The organism is Bradyrhizobium sp. 14AA (assembly GCF_054185205.1).
In genome coordinates this window covers 227,201-245,185 of record NZ_JAVAYM010000006.1, presented here as the reverse complement: position 1 = coordinate 245,185, position 17,985 = coordinate 227,201, and the positions used below count along the sequence as shown (strand labels likewise).

15 protein-coding genes are annotated in these 17,985 nt (G+C 65.1%); 5 read left to right on the top strand and 10 right to left on the bottom strand.

Annotated elements, in window-relative coordinates:
• Positions 1-72: 72 nt before the first annotated feature.
• Entirely contained in the window at positions 73-753 is a 681-nt protein-coding gene (locus RAD15_RS14375; protein WP_458178433.1) for a helix-turn-helix domain-containing protein, read from the bottom strand.
• A gap of 291 nt (positions 754-1,044) precedes the next feature.
• Here RAD15_RS14375 and RAD15_RS14370 point away from each other — a divergent pair, with 291 nt between their 5' ends.
• Positions 1,045-2,538: a hypothetical protein gene (locus RAD15_RS14370; protein ID WP_458178431.1), complete on the top strand. Its 1,494-nt coding sequence runs from the start codon at positions 1,045-1,047 to the stop codon at positions 2,536-2,538.
• Positions 2,539-2,796: 258 nt separating this feature from the next.
• Here RAD15_RS14370 and RAD15_RS14365 read toward each other — a convergent pair whose 3' ends face one another.
• Positions 2,797-2,961, bottom strand: coding sequence for a Flp family type IVb pilin (locus tag RAD15_RS14365; RefSeq protein WP_027545569.1), 165 nt, complete (start codon positions 2,959-2,961; stop codon positions 2,797-2,799).
• A 273-nt stretch (positions 2,962-3,234) separates the two neighbouring features.
• On the opposite strand from RAD15_RS14365, the gene RAD15_RS14360 reads away from it, so the two are divergent.
• From RAD15_RS14360 to RAD15_RS14350, 3 genes are all read left to right on the top strand, one after another.
• Positions 3,235-4,719 (top strand): hypothetical protein, encoded by a 1,485-nt coding sequence (locus tag RAD15_RS14360; RefSeq protein WP_458178428.1) that lies wholly within the window; start codon positions 3,235-3,237, stop codon positions 4,717-4,719.
• 140 nt (positions 4,720-4,859) lie between these two features.
• A complete protein-coding gene (locus RAD15_RS14355; protein ID WP_458178585.1) occupies positions 4,860-5,474 on the top strand; it encodes a TetR/AcrR family transcriptional regulator in 615 nt (204 codons plus the stop codon).
• A gap of 71 nt (positions 5,475-5,545) precedes the next feature.
• Positions 5,546-6,457, top strand: coding sequence for a DMT family transporter (locus tag RAD15_RS14350; protein ID WP_458178426.1), 912 nt, complete (start codon positions 5,546-5,548; stop codon positions 6,455-6,457).
• Here RAD15_RS14350 and RAD15_RS14345 read toward each other — a convergent pair.
• Positions 6,408-7,610, bottom strand: coding sequence for an ABC transporter substrate-binding protein (locus RAD15_RS14345; protein WP_458178424.1), 1,203 nt, complete (start codon positions 7,608-7,610; stop codon positions 6,408-6,410). The two genes, RAD15_RS14350 and RAD15_RS14345, sit on opposite strands and share 50 nt — an antisense overlap.
• 183 nt (positions 7,611-7,793) lie before the next feature.
• On the opposite strand from RAD15_RS14345, the gene RAD15_RS14340 reads away from it, so the two are divergent.
• Positions 7,794-8,651 (top strand): alpha/beta fold hydrolase, encoded by an 858-nt coding sequence (locus RAD15_RS14340; RefSeq protein WP_458178422.1) that lies wholly within the window; start codon positions 7,794-7,796, stop codon positions 8,649-8,651.
• A gap of 229 nt (positions 8,652-8,880) precedes the next feature.
• Here RAD15_RS14340 and RAD15_RS14335 read toward each other — a convergent pair whose 3' ends face one another.
• The 7 genes from RAD15_RS14335 to RAD15_RS14305 form a co-directional block, all read right to left on the bottom strand.
• Positions 8,881-9,300, bottom strand: coding sequence for a DUF3052 domain-containing protein (locus RAD15_RS14335; RefSeq protein WP_458178420.1), 420 nt, complete (start codon positions 9,298-9,300; stop codon positions 8,881-8,883).
• Between the two features lie 12 nt (positions 9,301-9,312).
• The gene (gene ftsH, locus RAD15_RS14330) at positions 9,313-11,238 is read right to left on the bottom strand and encodes an ATP-dependent zinc metalloprotease FtsH (protein WP_458178418.1); all 1,926 of its coding nucleotides are present in this window, start codon (positions 11,236-11,238) and stop codon (positions 9,313-9,315) included.
• Between the two features lie 310 nt (positions 11,239-11,548).
• On the bottom strand, positions 11,549-12,607 hold the full coding sequence (gene tilS, locus RAD15_RS14325; protein ID WP_458178416.1) for a tRNA lysidine(34) synthetase TilS: 1,059 nt from the start codon (positions 12,605-12,607) through the stop codon (positions 11,549-11,551).
• 73 nt (positions 12,608-12,680) lie between these two features.
• Positions 12,681-13,730 carry a tol-pal system protein YbgF gene (ybgF, locus tag RAD15_RS14320; RefSeq protein ID WP_458178414.1) on the bottom strand — a complete coding sequence of 350 codons (1,050 nt, stop codon included), beginning with the start codon at positions 13,728-13,730 and terminating at the stop codon, positions 12,681-12,683.
• A gap of 190 nt (positions 13,731-13,920) precedes the next feature.
• The gene (gene pal, locus RAD15_RS14315) at positions 13,921-14,409 is read right to left on the bottom strand and encodes a peptidoglycan-associated lipoprotein Pal (protein ID WP_007596304.1); all 489 of its coding nucleotides are present in this window, start codon (positions 14,407-14,409) and stop codon (positions 13,921-13,923) included.
• Between the two features lie 297 nt (positions 14,410-14,706).
• Complete coding sequence (locus tag RAD15_RS14310; protein ID WP_458178412.1) at positions 14,707-15,447, bottom strand: N-acyl amino acid synthase FeeM domain-containing protein; 741 nt, start codon at positions 15,445-15,447, stop codon at positions 14,707-14,709.
• A gap of 178 nt (positions 15,448-15,625) precedes the next feature.
• Positions 15,626-17,956, bottom strand: a complete 2,331-nt coding sequence (locus RAD15_RS14305) for a putative bifunctional diguanylate cyclase/phosphodiesterase (RefSeq protein ID WP_458178410.1) — start codon at positions 17,954-17,956, stop codon at positions 15,626-15,628.
• Positions 17,957-17,985 lie beyond the last annotated feature (29 nt).

Here is a 17,985-nt window from a genome sequence, read left to right as displayed (position 1 = left end):
GTTTTTCGAAAAGGCGTGTTCCGGCAATGACCTGATCGCCGTGAGGCCTCCGCCTCCATCGCGCGACGATTTTTACGCCCCGACCAGCGCCTTCGCCGTCGGCAGCAGCGTCTGCTGCACCACGAGACCGCGGGCGCGGGCGTCCATGACACCGACGGCGCGCAACGCCAACAGCGTCACGGTCTGCACCGCGTCGCGCATCTTGACGGTATCATCGAGATTGTCAGGCGCGAGCGGCCCGACCAGGGCCTCGTGCAGCGCGCCGAGCAGCGCGGTGGCGGCGAGCGCGGTATCCTGCGCCGGCAAATGACCGGCGCGCACGGCGGCGTCGATCCGCGAGGCGATCTCGCCGGCGATCTCGCGCCGGCTGGCGAGGCGCGAGGCGCTCACGTCGACATCGACAGGCTCGGCCAGGATGCCCCAGGCGAGCCTGCGCTGCGACAGGGTATGGACCGCGACGGTGGTGACGGCGGCCGCCAGCGCCGAGGACGGCCCCGGCGCGGCATCGGCCGCCCGGCGGATCGCCGAGAGCTCGTCGCGGGATACCTCCGCAATCAATTCGGAGATCAGCTCGGCCTTGGAGGGGAAGTAACGGTAGACCGTGCCGGCGGCCACATTGGCCCGGACCGCGACCGGCGCGATCTGCACCGCCGCCATCCCGCCTTCCGCCGCAGCCTCCCGCGCCGCCGCGAGTATCGCACTGCGCCTGGCCGCAAGGCGCTTAACCACTTGATGCGTCCGCCGATAAACCATGGCGCGCTTCCTGTCCCACACACGCCAGCCGCACGCCCTGCGGCCGAACGCTTCGTCACTCAAATCACTGCAAATCGCCCCGCAAGGACTGAACAACTATTCAGGACGAATGACAAGCTGCAAATGAGCATACAAACGCCTCGCAACTCCGGGCTGCACGCGAGCAGGAAGTAAACGCATCCTTGCGCCGCGCGGCCACGGCAAACCGGTCCGGTTTACCCCAACTTAAAAGCGGTCATGCTGAGGTGCGGACGCGCCGTTGCGCGTGGTCGATCCAACCCCGAGAGCTCAATGTCAGTTTCCATTACAAGCAGCGTTCCCGCCCGCGGCGTTGCGCGCTGGATCTTGCCACTCTGCATCGGCGCCGGCGTCTACCTGTTCTTCCTCGGCGTCGGCGACATCATGCTGCGGGACTCCGACACGCTGTGGCAGATCAAGATCGGGCAGTGGATTCTCGAACACCACGCGATGCCCACCACCGACATCTATTCATTCACGCGGGCCGGCGAACCCTGGATCTCGAGCTCCTGGCTGTCGCAAGTCCTGTTCGCGCTGGTCTACGAACCGTCGAACTGGGCGGGACCGGTTATCCTGACGTCGCTCGCGGTCGGAGCGGCCGCGGCGATCTTCGTTTACCTGATCGAGCCCTATCTGGAGCCTGCGCGCGCCTTTGTGCTCGTCACGCCGCTGCTCTTCATGTCGATGGGCCATGTTCTCGCGCGTCCGCACATGCTGGCCCTGCCTGTCATGGTGGCCTTCGTCGGCGGGCTGCTGGCGGCCGCCGACCGGCGCGCCGCGCCCTCCTGGCTGCTGCTGCCCTTGATGGCGCTGTGGGCCAATCTTCACGGCGGCTTCGTCATGGGCCTGGCGCTGATCGGAGCCGTTGGCCTCGATGCGATCGCCTCCGCCGATCGCAAGGATCGATTTGCGCTCGCGGCGCGTTGGGCGTTGTTCGGGCTTGCCGCGCTTGCCGCAAGCTGCTGCACGCCCTATGGCTGGAACACGCCGCTCGCATCGACGAAGATCCTCAGCCTCGGCAAGCTGCTCTCGATGATCTGGGAGTGGATGCCCGCCGACTTCAGCTCGCTCGATTTCTTCGGCGCCAGCCTGCTCGGATTGATCGCCTTCGGCTATTACAGCGGCGTGGTGCTGACCTGGACCCGCATTCTTCTGTTGCTTGGCCTCGTCTGGGCGGCACTCAACCACGTCAGAAACATCGAGGCCTTTGCGCTGTTGACGCCGCTCGTGCTGGCAAAACCGTTCGCCGAACATTTTGGGATGACGAGAGCCGTGGCACTCAGGGGCGTCGAAGGGCGGTCTTCCTTTGCACTGACCGCAATCGCGGCGCTCGCGATCGTCGCGGCCGGCTGGAGCATCACGCGGTCCTATGCCACGCCGTACCGGTACGCCTTCATCGGCAACCAGTCCCCGGCGGCCGCGGTCGACCTGCTCGAACAGCGGCACGCGCAGCGGATCTTCAGCACCGCTCCGATCGGCGGCTATCTGATCAGCCGCAACGTCAAGACCTTCATCGATGGCCGCGCCGAGCTGTATGGCGAGCAGTTCGTGCTCGACTATTTCGACGCCGTCGAGGGCAAGAACGTGGAAACCCTGCTGCGTCTGCTTGATACCTACCGGATCGACGCGACGCTGTTGAACACCACGGTCCCGGCGTCGAGGATCATGGACCATTTGCCGGGCTGGAAGCGGATCTACAAGGATGACATCGCCGTGGTTCACGTCCGCGACGACGCACCGGCGAGGCTTCCCTCCGCGTCACAGTAAGCCACGAATGAGGCGTTAGCACTCGCGGCCCGAGCAGGGCGGCGAGTGCCTTGCTGCGTCTGTGTGGTGAGACATGGTCAAGACCGCCGGGGATCGTTCGAGACACCTGCCTGGGCGGGCCTGCCATCACGAAGGTCAGATTTCTCGCAGCGAGGCTGCGACCTCATTCATGAGGCGATCGTCGGCTGAAAGCGCCTTGCACAAAAGAAAAGAGCCTCGTCCGAGACGAGGCTCTTTAAACTCTCGGTTCGTCCGACCTTACTTGAGGCTGGTCGAGATCGAGGTGAACTTGGTGTTCAGCGTGGTGCCGAGGTTGTTGACGACGGTAATGATCGCCAGCGCGATGCCGGCGGCGATCAGGCCGTATTCGATGGCGGTGGCGCCGGATTCATCCTTCACAAAGCGCGCAACGAGGTTCTTCATAGAGTGCTCCAAATGGTACACGAGGCTACAACTGATCTGGTCTTTTCGGCTTCCCAGCGCCGCCCGACCATGGAACCGAACGTAGGGGCAAAGAATTGCGCCGCAGTTAATTCGACTGCGCAAACACGGAGCGGTTTGCGTGTATTCGCCGATGGTAAACCGAAATCCAAAACAATCCGTTAAATTGTCCGGATCTGCCGGTTTACCCGAAGTTATGACCGCCATGGTCCAATGGCTCGACCAGCCAACATGACCGACAGGACGACGAGGCGGATGTCCCTTTCCCTTGCCAACGACATCGCAACGCCGAGCCGCGCGCGAGCTTTGGTGCCGCTATGCGTCGGAGCGGGCGCCTATCTGTTCTTCCTCTATGTCGGCGACACGCTGCTGCAGGACTCCGACTCGTTCTGGCAGATCAAGATCGGGCGATGGATCCTCGATCACGGCGCCCTTCCCACAACGGATTTCTATTCCTTCACACGGACGGGCGCGCCGTGGATTTCGACGTCGTGGCTGTCGCAGGTGCTGTTCGCCTTCTCCTATTCGCAATGGGAATGGGCAGGTCCCGTCATCCTCACCGCGATGGCCGTCGCGCTCACGGTCGCCATCCTCGTCCATCTGCTCGATGCGCAGATCGAGGCGCCGCACGCAGTGCTGTTTGCGATGCTGGCCCTGCTGCTGTCGCTGCATCATGTCCTGGCGCGTCCGCACATTCTGGCGCTGCCCGTCATGGTGGCGTGGGTCGGCCTGCTGATGGAGGCTGCCGACCGCAGGAGCGCGCCGTCCTGGTACTGGCTGCCGCTGATGGTGCTCTGGGCCAACCTGCATGGCGGCTTCGTGCTCGGCCTCGCGCTGATCGGTCCGATCTCGCTCGAGGCGGTCGAGCACGCCGAGAAGGGACGACGGCTTCAGCTGTTCATGTGCTGGGTGCTGTTCGGCATCGGCGCATTGATCGCGAGCTGCCTCACGCCTTACGGCTGGGGGACGCTGCTGGGCGCGACCAAGATTCTCAGCCTCGGCGAGTTGCTGTCGCTGATCTTCGAATGGATGCCGGCGAATTTCGCCACTTTCTCCTCGTTCGAAGGTGCGCTGCTCGGCCTGATCGCGTTCGGCTACTACCGCGGCCTCGTGCTCTCGGCGCCCCGGATCTTCCTGATCCTGTTCCTGACCTGGAGCGCGCTGACCCATGTCAGGAGCGTCGAGGCCTTTGCCTTCCTGGTGCCGCTGGTGCTGGCGAAACCGCTCGGCCAGATGCGCGCACGGCCGGACGCCACCGACACCGACCGCCAGCCGGCCCGCTATGTCACCGCAACAGGCGCGCTGATGATCGTGGCGGCAAGCTTGACCTTGACCTTGCTCTATACGGGACAGCACCGCTTCACCTTCACGACGGTCCAGACGCCGGTTGCGGCGGTCGACCTGCTCGAGCAACACAAGGCCCGGCGGATCTTCAACGCCTATCAGTTCGGCGGCTATCTGATCTCGCGCGACATTCCCGTCTATGTCGACGGCCGCGCCGAGCTCTACGGCGAAAATTTCGTCATGGACTTCTTCAAGGCCACGGAGGGCAAGAAGCCCGCGCTGCTTCCGCGCCTGTTGGATGACTACAAGATCGACGCAACGCTCCTGCCCGCCGACGCGCCGGGCCCGCAGATCCTCGATCAGCTCAAGGGCTGGAAGCGCATCTATGCGGATGACATCGCCGTGGTCCACGTGCGGGACGACGCGGCAGGCTCGGCTGCGGCGCCGTCGAGGTGAGGACGCGACTCCCACGGAAATGGGCGTAACGGAGCAGGCCCTCCGTTTATTTCACCGTTTGGCCGAGGCGATCACTTGCAATTCGATCCGCTGCGATTTGATCCTTGCGATTTAAAGACCGATTGGTCTATATATTAGCCATGAGCCGCCAAACCGCAGTGCAGTTGCCGCGTGGCCGCCCCCGAAGCTTCGACGTCGAAGCCGCGGTCGAACGCGCGATGGGGGTGTTCTGGTCGCGCGGCTATCACGCCACTGCGCTCCCGGACCTGCTCCGCGCGACCCGGCTCTCCCGTGGCAGCCTCTACGCCGCTTTCGGCGACAAGCACGCGCTCTTCCTGCGTGCGCTTGATCGCTACATTGCGGATGCCGTGACGCGGATGGATGTCGAAATGGCCCCCGGCAGGGATCCGGTCGAGGGCCTGCGGGCCTATCTTGCGGGTTACGTCGACCGCACGAGCGGCGCCAATGGCAGGCGCGGATGCCTGCTGGTGGCCACGGCCATGGAGCTGGCCGGCCGGGATGCCGAAGTCGCTCGCCGCGTCACGGGCTTCTTCAAGGCCATGGAGGCCCGGGTGGCAGATGCATTGTCCCGTGCGAAGGCGGCGGGCAAGTTGGCCGATCGTGTCGAGCCTCCGAGTGCCGCGAAAATTCTCGTCTGTTTCGTCGAAGGGCTGCGCGTGGTCGGCAAGACGGCGCCGGCACGGACCACGTCGCAGGCGACCGCCGACGCCCTTCTCGACCGCTTCATCAGGTAGACACCTCACGGACGACTTCCGCAATCGGCGGGTCGATATTTGGACTGATCGGTCTTGAAAGGAAGAATGCCATGTCCGCCATCCAGATCGTCTGCGCGGTGGCCGTTCCACTGCTCTGGGGTTACCAGTTCGTGGTCATCAAAGTGGGCGTCACGGAGTTTCCGCCCCTCTTCTTCCTCGCACTGCGCTTCCTGGCCATCGCGCTGCTGCTCGTTCCGTTCGTCAACAGGCCGACGCGTCAACAGGTCGGCCCTGTCGCAGCCATTTCGATCTTCCTTGGCGGCCTGAACTTCGGGCTGTTCTATGTCGGCCTCAGGCTCGGCTCGGGAAGCCTGTCGGCCGTCGCATATCAACTCGCCACGCCCTTCACCGTCTTGTTGGCTTGGCCGCTGCTCGCCGAGAGGCCGTCTCTCACGACATCGGCCGGCGTGCTGCTTGCCTTTGGTGGCGTGGTCGTGCTGGCAGCGGGACCTGGCCTCTCGGCAAACGCGCTTCCGCTGCTGCTGGTGGTCGGAGCCGCCTTCGCCTTTGCGGTGTCCAACGTCCTGACCAAACGCCATGGCCCGTTCGATCCCCTGATGCTGATGGGGTGGTCGTCGCTGCTCACGGTACCGCAGGTCCTGGTGATGTCGCTGCTGCTCGAGCATGGACAGATGGCGAGCCTCGTCACGGCGAATGAGATCGGCTGGCTGGCCCTCGCCTACACGATCTTCATCGGCGGCATTTTGGGGTTCGGCCTCTGGTTCTGGCTGATCGGTCGCTGCTCCATGGGCCGCGTCGCTCCGTTCGGCCTGCTGCTTCCGGTGTTCGCCCTGATGTCGAGCGTGCTGTTCCTCGGCGAGCACATGACGCCGAAGCTGATCGCCGGCGGGCTGCTGGCGATATCGGGCGTGGCGCTGACGCAGGTCAGGCCGGGCGCGCGAAGCAATGCCTTCAATTCCCCGTCTGCAACTCGCCAAAACGCTCCCAGCTCTTGCCGCTGAAGCGCATGAACTGCATCTGATCCACTGGAACGTGATCGGACGGGCTGGTGTTCACCTTGATGCCGGGGAGGAGCATCGGCAATTCGAGATCGCGGATCGCATAGGCCTGCTTCAAAATGTTCTCGGTCGAGAGATCATCGCCGCAGGCCTTCAGCACCGCCTCCAGCGCCATTGCGCTGTTGTAGGCATTGACGTAGTTGGTGTCGTGCTGGTCGGCCTCGGGCACGTATCTGGTCATGAACTCGCGCCAGCCCTTCACACCTGGATCGTCCTTCCAGGCGGGATCGTCGGGGTCCTTCACGTAGGCGGTCGAGAGAATGCCGGTGCCGGCTTCGAGACCCGCCGGCTCCATCACGGTCGAGGTCCACACCGCGACGTTGGAGAGAAAGGTCATGGGCCTCCATTTGATCTCGAAGGATTTGCGGATCGCTTGCGCGGCAAATTTCGGCGTAGCTGCGATCACGAAGACGTCGGCGCCGGAGGCCTTCAGCTTCACGATCTGGGAATCGATGGTCGGGTCCTGGATCTCGTAGGTCGCGTTGGTGACGACTGACTCGTATTTCTCGCCGAGTACGTCCTTGAGGCCGGCCAGATAATCGCGGCCGTAATCATCGTTCTGCGAGATCACCGCGAATTTAGCGTTCGAATTCTTCGCCAGCGCGTAGCGTGCATAGAGCCGCGCCTCGTAGCGAAACGGCGCCTGCACGCCCATTGTCGCCTGCGGATATTGCGCGATGTCGGCGAATTTCGAGGCGCCGGAGCCGATGAAGAGCTGCGGCACGTTCTTGGACTGGAGATATTTGGCGATCGCGGTGTTGTGGGCGGTGCCGATCGAGGAGAAGATCAGCGCGACCTCGTCGCTCTCGACCAGGCGGCGGGTCTGCTCGACCGATTTCGGCGGCGCGTAGCTGTCGTCGAGCGAGATCAGATTGACCTTGCGGCCGTTGATGCCGCCCTTCTCGTTCAGCATTTTGAAATAGCCGACCTCGCCCTTGCCGAGCGCGCCGAAGGCGGAGACCGGGCCGCTGTAGGGCATGGTCTGGCCGATTTTGATCTCGGTGGCGGTGACGCCGCGCATCTCGGCCGCAAAAGCGGCGGGCTGGAACAGGATTGAAACGGCGCCAAGCGCGCCCAATGCCGTCGCAAGACGCATTGGCCTCCCTCCCCTTTATCGGTGCGGTCGGGCCGCACCTTTGTGAGGGGGAGCATGCCATGACATCGGCATCGACTCCAACCATTATCGGTGTCGGCGATCGCTACATCTGTAGCGCCTTAGGAGCTGACGCATCCGTGTTACCGTGCGGTAATGCCTGATGCTTGAACAGGAGTATAGATCATGGTGTTTCGCAATCTTTTCGTAGCGCTTCTCGCCGCGCTCACGATCAGCACCGCGCATGCGGCGCCGCAATGGCTGAACCTGCCGCCGACGCCGACATTGCCCAGGGCCACGCAGAGCGGCCTTGCGCCCGTCAACGGCATCAAGGTCTGGTACGCCGTGTACGGCCGGGGTGAGCCGGTGCTGTTGCTCCATGGCGGTCTCGCCAACGCCAATTATTGGGGCCATCAGGTCCGCGCATTGCAACGGCACTATCAGGTCATCGTGATGGAAAGCCGCGGGCATGGGCGCAGCAGCCGCAACCAGGAGCCCTATGGCTACGATCTGATGGCCTCGGACGTGGTCGCCCTGCTCGACCATCTCAAGATCAGGAAGGCGGCGATCGTCGGCTGGAGCGACGGCGCGATCATCGGCCTCGACATCGCCATGAAGCATCCGGAGCGGGTGAGCAAGCTGTTCGCCTTCGCCGCGAACTCGGATCCGTCGGGCGTTGCCGACATCGCCTCGAACGACGTCTTCAACGCCTACATCGCGCGCGCCGGCGAAGAGTACAAGCGCCTCTCGCCGACCCCGACGGAGTACAAGAGCTTCGTCGCCGAGATCACCAGGATGTGGGAGAGCCAGCCGAAATGGACCGCCTCGGACCTCGCGGCGATCAAGGTCCCGACCTGGATCGTGGACGGAGACCACGACGAGGCGATCAAGCGCGACAACACCGAGTTCATGGCGGCGAACATTCCGGGCGCCGGCCTGTTGATCCAGCCGCAGGTCAGTCACTTCTCGTTCCTGCAGGATCCCGAGCAGTTCAACGACGATGTGCTGCGGTTCCTCGGGCGGAAGGATGCAACGCCGAAGTGAGATATCGTAGTGTGGGCGGAGCGACAGCGTGCCCACCAGTTCTGGCACGACGGCCGCGAAATGGTGGGCACGGCGCTACGCGCCTTTGCCCACCCTACGCAGCGGCGACAAGTCATTGCGAGCGCAGCGAAGTCATCAGGATCCCTCCGCGGTAACGCCTGGATTGCCTCGTTGCGCTCGCATTGACGGAATGTGCGGCTATGGCGCGCGTCCCTCTACGGGGCCGGTGCTATTGCGCGAGCTTCACGCGGTCCTTCACGGGGATCACGAGCTTCAGGCCGGACCAGACGTCGTCGACGGCACAGACCTTGATATCGACGAGGCCGTTCGCGAGCGCGGTCTCGCGCACCAGCGTCTCGGTCACATCAGTCACGACGCCTGACGCCTTCTTCGGCCAGGAGGCCCAGATCATCCCGTCCGGCGCGATCGCCTTGCGATAGCCGCGCAGCCTGGCGGCGAAGCCTTTCGCTTCGGTCGCGAAGACATGCACCATGTCGAGCGGCGCCTTCGCGGTCTTTGCGATTGTCACGTCGGCCGGCAGTTCACCGATGATGTCGCCATAGGCCGTGGAGAGGCCATCCACAAAAATACAAAAGCCCGGCTTGATGCCGAGCTTTTGCACTAACGGTTTGCCGGAATAACCAGCCATCGCACTGACGCTTTACGCCTGGGGCTGCGGCTCCAGGCCGGGATCGGCATCGGGCCGTGGGCGCGGCGACTTGCCGGCCGGGGGCACGGCGGAGGCGCGCGGCGTCGCCGGCTCGAGCACGGACTCGCGGTTCGGCTTCTTGCCCTTGAGCAGATCGACGATCTCGTCGCCGCTCAGCGTCTCGAACTCGAGCAGGCCCTTGGCCAGCGCTTCGAGATCGGCGCGCTTCTCGGTGAGAATGCGCGTCGCTTCGTTGTAGCCCTCTTCCACGAAACGCCGGATCTCGGTGTCGATCTTCTGAACCGTCGCTTCCGACGCGTTCTGGGTGCGCGACACCGACATGCCCAGGAAAACCTCGTCCTGGTTCTCGCCGTAGGAGACGGTACCAAGCGCTTCGGACAGGCCCCAGCGCGTCACCATCATGCGCGCCAGACGCGTCGCCTGCTCGATGTCGGAGGACGCACCCGAGGTCACCTTCTCGCGGCCGAAGATCAGCTCTTCGGCGACGCGGCCGCCCATCATGATGGCAAGCCGCGAGGTCATCTGCTCCAGAGACATCGACAGCTTGTCGCGCTCTGGGAGCTGCATGACCATGCCCAGCGCACGGCCGCGCGGAATGATGGTCGCCTTGTGGATCGGGTCGGTCGCGACGACGTTGAGGCCGACGATGGCGTGGCCGCCCTCGTGATAGGCCGTCAAGAGCTTCTCTTCCTCGGTCATGACGAGCGACTTGCGCTCGGCGCCCATCATCACCTTGTCCTTGGCTTCCTCGAACTCGGCCTGCGTCACCATGCGCTTGTTGCGGCGGGCGGCGGTCAAAGCGGCCTCGTTGACGAGGTTCATCAGGTCGGCGCCGGAGAAGCCGGGGGTGCCGCGCGCGATGGTCTTGAGGTTGATATCGGGGGCCAGCGGAACTTTGCGGACATGCACCTTGAGGATCTGCTCGCGGCCGACGACGTCCGGATTGGGCACCACGACCTGGCGGTCGAAGCGGCCGGGACGCAGCAGCGCGGGATCGAGCACGTCGGGACGGTTGGTCGCGGCGATCAGGATCACGCCCTCGTTCGCCTCGAAGCCGTCCATCTCGACCAGCAGCTGGTTCAGCGTCTGCTCGCGCTCGTCATTGCCGCCGCCGAGACCGGCGCCGCGGTGACGACCGACGGCATCGATTTCGTCGATGAAGATGATGCAGGGCGCGTTCTTCTTGGCCTGCTCGAACATGTCGCGGACGCGGCTGGCGCCGACGCCGACGAACATCTCGACGAAGTCAGAACCGGAAATGGTGAAGAACGGCACGTTGGCTTCGCCCGCGACCGCACGCGCGATCAGGGTCTTACCGGTGCCGGGAGGGCCGACCAGCAGCACGCCGCGCGGAATGCGACCGCCGAGGCGCTGGAATTTGCCGGGGTCGCGGAGGAATTCGACGATCTCCTGGAGGTCCTGCTTGGCTTCGTCCACGCCGGCGACGTCCTCGAAGGTGACGCGGCCATGCGCTTCCGTGAGCATTTTCGCACGCGACTTGCCAAAACCCATCGCCTTGCCGGCGCCGCCCTGCATCTGCCGCGACAGGAAGATCCAGACGCCGATCAGCGCGATGAAGGGCAGCCAGGAGACCAGCAGCGAGACGAACCACGGCACGTTGTCGCCCGGCGGCTTCGCGGTGATCTGGACCTTGCTGTCATAGAGGCGCTTCACCAGCGTCGGGTCGCTCGGCGCATAGGTCTGGAAGCTGGAGCCGTTGGTGAAGGTGCCGTGGATATCCGGCCCCTGGATCACGACGTCGCGCACATTGCCGCGGTCAACTTCGCTCAGGAGCTGGGAAAAGGCGATGTCCTGCGAGGAGGCGCGCTGACCGGGATTCTGGAAGAGCGTGAACAACGCCAACAGCAGCAAGACAATGATGACCCAGAGGGCGAAATTGCGCAGATTGGCGTTCATCGATCTTCCTTCGTGGTCGCGCGGATCGCGGCCTGGTCCTTCAGGAGTTACCTTCGGGCGTTACTTGGGCAAGCTAGAGAAAATCCCCAAGGAATCCTCTCGGTTAGACGCATACAATTTAGGTGCCGCCTCGCCCGCTGCCAAGGGAACGAGATGGGACTATTTAGCCCATCTTAGAGCGATTCCCGCTGAAATAATGGCGACCTGACCGGGGTTTTTCCTGCCTGGTTAAGGTGTCCTGACGGCGCGGGGGCCAAAATGGCCGGTGTCATGATCCGCCCTCGTCCGGGCCTCTCGGACTGATCCGGACCTATCCGCCCTTGCGCCGGCGAGCCGGCGCCGGCGCAATGTGGATACGCCCGCCGGCAAGGCTGATCAAGGCTCCCGCAAGGGTCTGCCTCAGCACCGGCCGGCCATTTGCGGCTGCGCCCGGCCCTGCGGCGAGGGCCTGATCGAGCACGGCCATCAGGGTCTCGACCTTGCCGAGTTCCGCAGGCCCTTCATGCCCGAGCGCGTTGACGGCCCGCAGCAGGAGCCGCAGCCGGATCTCCTCCGGCAGGCCGGCGAACGCCGCGGCTTCGAAGCTTCGAACGCCCGCCTGCGGCGCATCGCCGCGATCCCGCAAACGGAGGAAGCGCTCGGCGCCGTCCGCCAGCACCTCGACCGCGGCATTGGCGCGCGCCAGCCTGCCTGCGAGCCGCACCAGCGTGCGGGCATCGCCGCCCTCGGCCGCGAGCCGCGGCAGCAGCGCGCGCAGTCGCGGCCGGGTGAAGGCGGTATCGCGGTTGGTGGGATCGTCGGCAAAGCCGATCTTCGCCCGCTTCAAGGTCGCGATCAGCTGCGACTTCGGGACATCGAGCAGCGGACGCGCCAGCACGATGCCGTCGCGCATCGTGAGGCGGCCCATCGCCGACAGCCCGGCAAGTCCGCTGCCACGGAGCAGGCGCATCAGGAGGGTCTCGGCCTGGTCGTCGCGGGTATGGGCGGTCAACACATGGCTTGCGCCGGCCTTGCGCGCGGCCTCCGCGAGCAGCCGGTAGCGGGCTTCGCGCGCCGCGGCAGGCAGTCCCGTCTTCGGCTTGGCACCGCGCCAGCGCAGGGTCCGGTGCGGCAGGCCAAGCTCGGTCGCCAGCCGCTTGACCGCGCGCGCCTCGCGCGCCGCTTCCGGACGCAGGCCGTGATCGACGGTGACGACGGTGAGACGCGGGCCGCGTGCGAGGCCGCGCTGCCAGCGCGCCGCAAGCCACATCAGCGCGACCGAGTCGGGTCCGCCGGAGACCGCGAGCACCAGCGCCGGCGCGCTTTTCAGCCCGGCGAAGAGCTGCTTCGCCGCGCGCGCCGAAATCGGAGAATTGTCGTCGTCTGACATGACGCTGCCCAGCAATGCCGCGCATCGTTTTTAGCTCAGCACCATCAGCCTTGTCAGGGATGAATGCTGCGGATCAGCACTTCACCCGCTTCTGCTCGCGGTCGACGGCGGCTTTGACGCCGGCGGAGGCGCGCGGATATTTGCGGCCGATCTCGCCGAAGGCGGCGCAGGCGGCCTCCTTCTCCTTCAGCGCGGCCAGCGACTGGCCGAGCCGCAGCAGCGCATCCGGCGCCTTGGCCGACTTGTCGTATTTGGTGGTGACGGCGAGGAAGGCTTCCGCGGAGTCGCGGTATTGCTGGCGCTGGAAATAGCTCTCGCCGAGCCAGTATTGGGCGTCGCCGAGCAGCGGGTCGCTCGGATATTTCTGCGCAAAGTTCTTCATGGTCTGCTCGGCCAGCGCGTAGTCCTTGCGCTGCATGTAGCCGATGCCGAGGTCGAACTCGTCGCGCGGCGTCGCCGAGGGCGGCAGCGTGGTCAGGCCGGTGCCGCCTGATGGCGCCGGGTAGCCCTGCTGGGCCGGCGGATAGCCGGGCTGCGCCGCCGGGGGCGCGGCCTGCGGCTGATAGCGAGGGCTGGTGTTGGCGAGATCGAGCGGCTCGCCGGCTGCGCGGCCGCCGGGCGCATTGCCCGCACCTGCCGGCATCGGCTGCTGGCCGCCACCGAGCGCGCGCGGCGATCCCGGCGCATTCGGATTCTGGTTCGGGTCAAACGCATCGCCACGACGGCGCGAGCCGGGCGCGCCCGCTGCCGGCTGCTCCTGAACGATCGGCGCGGGAGAGGCGATCTGCGGCTGCTCGTAATTCGGCTGGACCTGCTGCTGTTGCGGCTGCTGCTGGCGGTAGGCCGGCGCGGCCTGGGCCGGCGGCATCGCCGCGACGTTGGGCTGCCCCTGCCCTGGCGCTCCTTGCGCGCCGCCCTCGAGCGCGCGGAGGCGCTCTTCGAGCTGGCGGTTGCGGTATTGCAGCTCCTCGTTCTGGCCGGTGAGCTGGCGCAGCTGGTTCTCCAGCCGCTCGATCCGCATTTCCGGATCATCGTCCGACTGCTGCGCGAAGGCAGGCGAGCACAAAGACAGCAGCGCGGCGATCGCCACGGTGCCGGTAATTGCCTTGAATTTCGATGACATCTTGCCCTGACGACAAAAGCGACGTGGCGCGCGGCGGACCATTCGCCGCGGGCACACAATGAGGAAGGGAGTACGCCAAAACGGTGACTGCTACCAAGGGGTTTTCAGTCACGGATTGCTGAAACGAAACCGGCGCCCGAAGGGGGCGCCGGCATAATCGGATTCTGAAGATGAACGGCGCCTGACCGCGTCAGGAGCTCGCGTTCAGCACGGTGACGGCGCGGCGGTTCTGCGACCAGCACGAGATGTCGTTACAGACGGCCACCGGGCGCTCCTTGCCGTAGGAGATGGTGCGCATGCGGTTCGGATCGATGCCGCGCGAGGCGAGGAACGAGCGCACCGACTGGGCTCTGCGAGCGCCGAGCGCGATGTTGTATTCGCGGGTGCCGCGCTCGTCGGCATGACCTTCGACCGTGAACGAGTAGCGCGGATAGCTCTGGAGCCACTGCGCCTGCTTCTCCAGGGTCACGATCGCCTGCGGGGTCAGATCGGTCTGGTCGCTTTCGAAGAACACGCGGTCGCCCACGTTGACGACGAAGTCCTGCTGGCTGCCAGGCGTTGCCGCGTTGGCCATCGCATCCGTCGCAGCATTCTTGTTGGCGCAGGCGCCCATCGACAGCGCGACGGCAAGCACCGCGGCCAGCTTCAATCCCTGGAGGATACGCATAGGATGTTTCATTCCGGAGCCTCCACGCTCACGTTAGTCCACTGCTGTCCGGTCTACAGGGGGTTGGTTAAGCGAACGTTCCGTCAACCTTGACGGAACCTTGCTACAGCCGGTCAAATGCCCCCAACCAGCGAAAAGCAACCGTCATGGTTAATGGGTTGTAAATGTGGCGCGAGGGTGAAGGCAAGCCGCGCCGGCCGGCAAATACGCTGGATCCTGCTGGAATTTTGGGCCCGGGGGCGATGTGAGGCGAGCGCGCGCCCGCTGAGGCCGCGCAACGGCCCGGTTCAGGAATCAGGCGTGCAGGAATCAGGCGTGAACGGCATCCGCCACGAGCACCGGCCGCTGCGTAACGGGCCGCTGCGGGACCTCGCGCTGGCCGCCGCGCCCGAACAGCATCCGCCGCTCGAAGGCGGTGGACCGCATGATCGGATAGCGCTCGAACACCTTCTTGCGGAAGGTCGGGAAGTCCGCCGCCATCAGCCCGAACGGCTTGGTCAGCCCCGGAACCAGGCGAGGCTCGGCGATGGTCTGGTGCAGGAACACCCGCCGGTAGAACGCCTGGTGCTCCGGACGCACGATCGCCAGGCCGAGATCGGCATTGAAATGCTCGCAGGCCATGTAGGCGAGGCGCGTCGTCAGATACGGCAATTCCGGAACCCGCTTGACCTGGTCGGGATCGGCGACGAAGCGGGTCGGGTCGATCATGACCTCGCCGCGATCGAGCCGCGGCAGCAGGATTTCGGGGAAGACATCGGCCGACGTCGACTCGCGCCATTCGGAGGTCAGCACGCTGATGCGCACCGAGCTGCAGAGCTCGCCGTGGAGATAGACGCCGAAGGTCCACGCATTCGGCAATTCGTCATACCGGTCGGTGACGCGTGCCTCCGGAGATTCCTTGACGGCGCCCTCGCGCAGATAGGCGCGGTAGCGGAGGTTGTAGATCTCCTCCTTCTCCGCGGCCGTTTCGGCAAGATGATAGTCGACGTCGGTCAGGAGCTCGGCACCCCGTCCAACAGCCGAAATGATCGCTCTGGCTGAGGACTGCATCCAAACTCCCTTACCCACCACCGCTCACGATATGCGCGCAGGACAACTTCCACGCGTGATGAATTATTAACAGCTTCTTAACAACGAAGCAAAGCAATCGAAGGGTTAGGGTTAACCTACCGTAGCACTACGGTGCCCTGCAACCGACTGAAACAACGGGAAATTCGGGGATGCGGACTCAGCCGAAGGAGCGCGAGGCGACGACCTGGAGCAGGCTCTCGCCGCGCCGTCCGTGCGAGGCGTTGAGGAGCTGGCGCATCCGCACGGCGGGCACCGGACGGCTGAACAGATAGCCTTGCGCCTCGGAGACGGTGCCGTCGGCGCTGATCAGCTCGAGCTGCTCGTTGGTCTCGATGCCCTCGACCACGACCGCCATGCCGAGGTCGGCGGACAGTCGCGCCACGCCACGCAGCAGCGTCAGCGGCCGATCGGTGTCGATGCCCTCGAGGAAGGAGCGGTCGATCTTCACCTTCTGCATCGGGAAATTATGGAGGTAGCTGAGGCTCGAATAGCCGGTGCCGAAATCGTCGAGCGAGATGCGCACGCCGAGCGCATGCAGTTGCGACAGGATGTCGTGGGTGAGCTGGGTGTTACGCAGCAGCGAGGACTCGGTGATCTCGATCTCGAGCCGATGCGCCGGCAGGCCCGAGACCTCCAGCGCATAGCGGATTTCGCTGAGGACGTCGCGCTGGTGGAATTGCTGCGGCGAGAAGTTGACGGCGACGCTGACGCCGTCCGGCCACTTCATGCACTCCATGCAGGCGCGGCGCAGGATCCAGCGGCCGAGATCGACGATCAGGCCCATGTCTTCGGCAACCGGGATGATGTCGACCGGCGAGACCGTGCCGCGCACCGGATGGTTCCAGCGCAGCAGCGCCTCGCAGGTGGTGATCTTGCCCGACTTCAGGTTGACCAGCGGCTGGTAGAACAGCTCGAACTCCTCGTTGGCCAGCGCCTTGCGCAGGTCGAGCTCGAGAATGCGGCGGGCCTCGACGGTCGCCGCCATCTCGTCGCGGAAGAAGCAGAAGGTGCCGCGGCCGTCGGCCTTGGCACGGTACAGCGCCATGTCGGCGTTCTTGAGCAGCGTATCGGCGCTGGTGCCGTCCGGCGAAGTCAGCGCGATGCCGACGCTGGCGCCGATCTCGACCAGATGATTGTCGATGCGGTAGCGCTCGCTCAGCCGCTCGACGATGCGGCGGGCAAGGCTCGCGGCGTCTTCGGGCGCGTTGAGGTTCTGCTGGAACACGACGAACTCGTCGCCGCCGAAGCGGGCGACGAAATCCTCGGGCCGCAGCATCTCGCGCAGGCGGTTGGCGACCGCGCACAGCAGCTGGTCGCCGCAGGGATGGCCGAGCGTGTCGTTGACCTGCTTGAACTGGTCGAGGTCGATGAACAGCAGCGCGGAGAGGCGCTCCGAATTCTGCGAGATCGCGAGCAGCCGTTCGATCTCGTCGCGGAAGCTGACGCGGTTGGGCAGCGCCGTGAGCTCGTCGTAACGGGCAAGATGGCTGATGCGGGCTTCCGCGTTGGTGCGTTCGGTGATGTCTTCCAGCAGCAGCACCGTGCCGCCGCCGGTCATCGGCTGGAACGTCCAGGCCAGCGCGCGGGCGCGCACGGGGTCCGGATCGGCGGTGACGATCTCGCAGATTCTCGCCTTCGCGATCTCGGACAGGATCTCGTCGCCGCTCTCCGCCGAGATGGAGCCCGCGGCGATGCAGGCCGATACGATGTCGGCGGCGGAAGCGCCGCGTTTGACCAGGTCGTCGGGCAGCGCCATCAGGTCGCCGAAGCGATGGTTCATCACCGCGAGGCGCCCGTCGGAGCGGAACATGCACAGGCCATGCGGCATGTTGTTGAGCGCCGTGTCGAACTGGCTCGCCAGCGCGGATTCGCGGAAGCTCGAGGTCAGCGCCTTGACGAAGATCGCGTGCAGGCTGAGGTTGATGTTCTTCAGGGCGATGAAGAACAGTCCAAGCAGGATGGCGAGCCCGATATAGTAGAAGCCGCCGTGCAGCAGCAGAGCGAGCGACATCGGACCGCAGGCGAGCGCGACGTGCCACTGCACCACCCTCGGCTGGCCGTAATTGCGGGCGGCGCCGCCGGCGGTGTAGCCGACCGTGACGGAAACGCAGAGCATGTTCGCGACCGCGTCGTCATTGTTGAAGATGACGACGAAGCACCACAGGCCGATGATGGCGGCATAGACCAGCGCACCGAGCCAGTAGCGTGGCTCCAGATGCTTGGCCTCCTTGAACGTCAGACCCGGCACCCTGCTTTCGTAGGGCCGCATCTGAAACGCGCGCGCGGTGCCGACGGCGATGATCAGAAACGCGATGGGCCAAAGCAGGACGTCGCCGGTCTTCAGCGCAGTCATGACCGCGGCCACGGCTGCGGAGGCCGAGCCGAGGAAGATCGCCCAGAAATTCTGCACCATAGAATTGATGAGAGCGGCGTAGAGTATCGGCTCCAGCTCGTCTCGATCACTCTGCTTCTGGTCGGCCAGCTGCATTGGCTAATTACGCGTCCTGTTTATCGCGT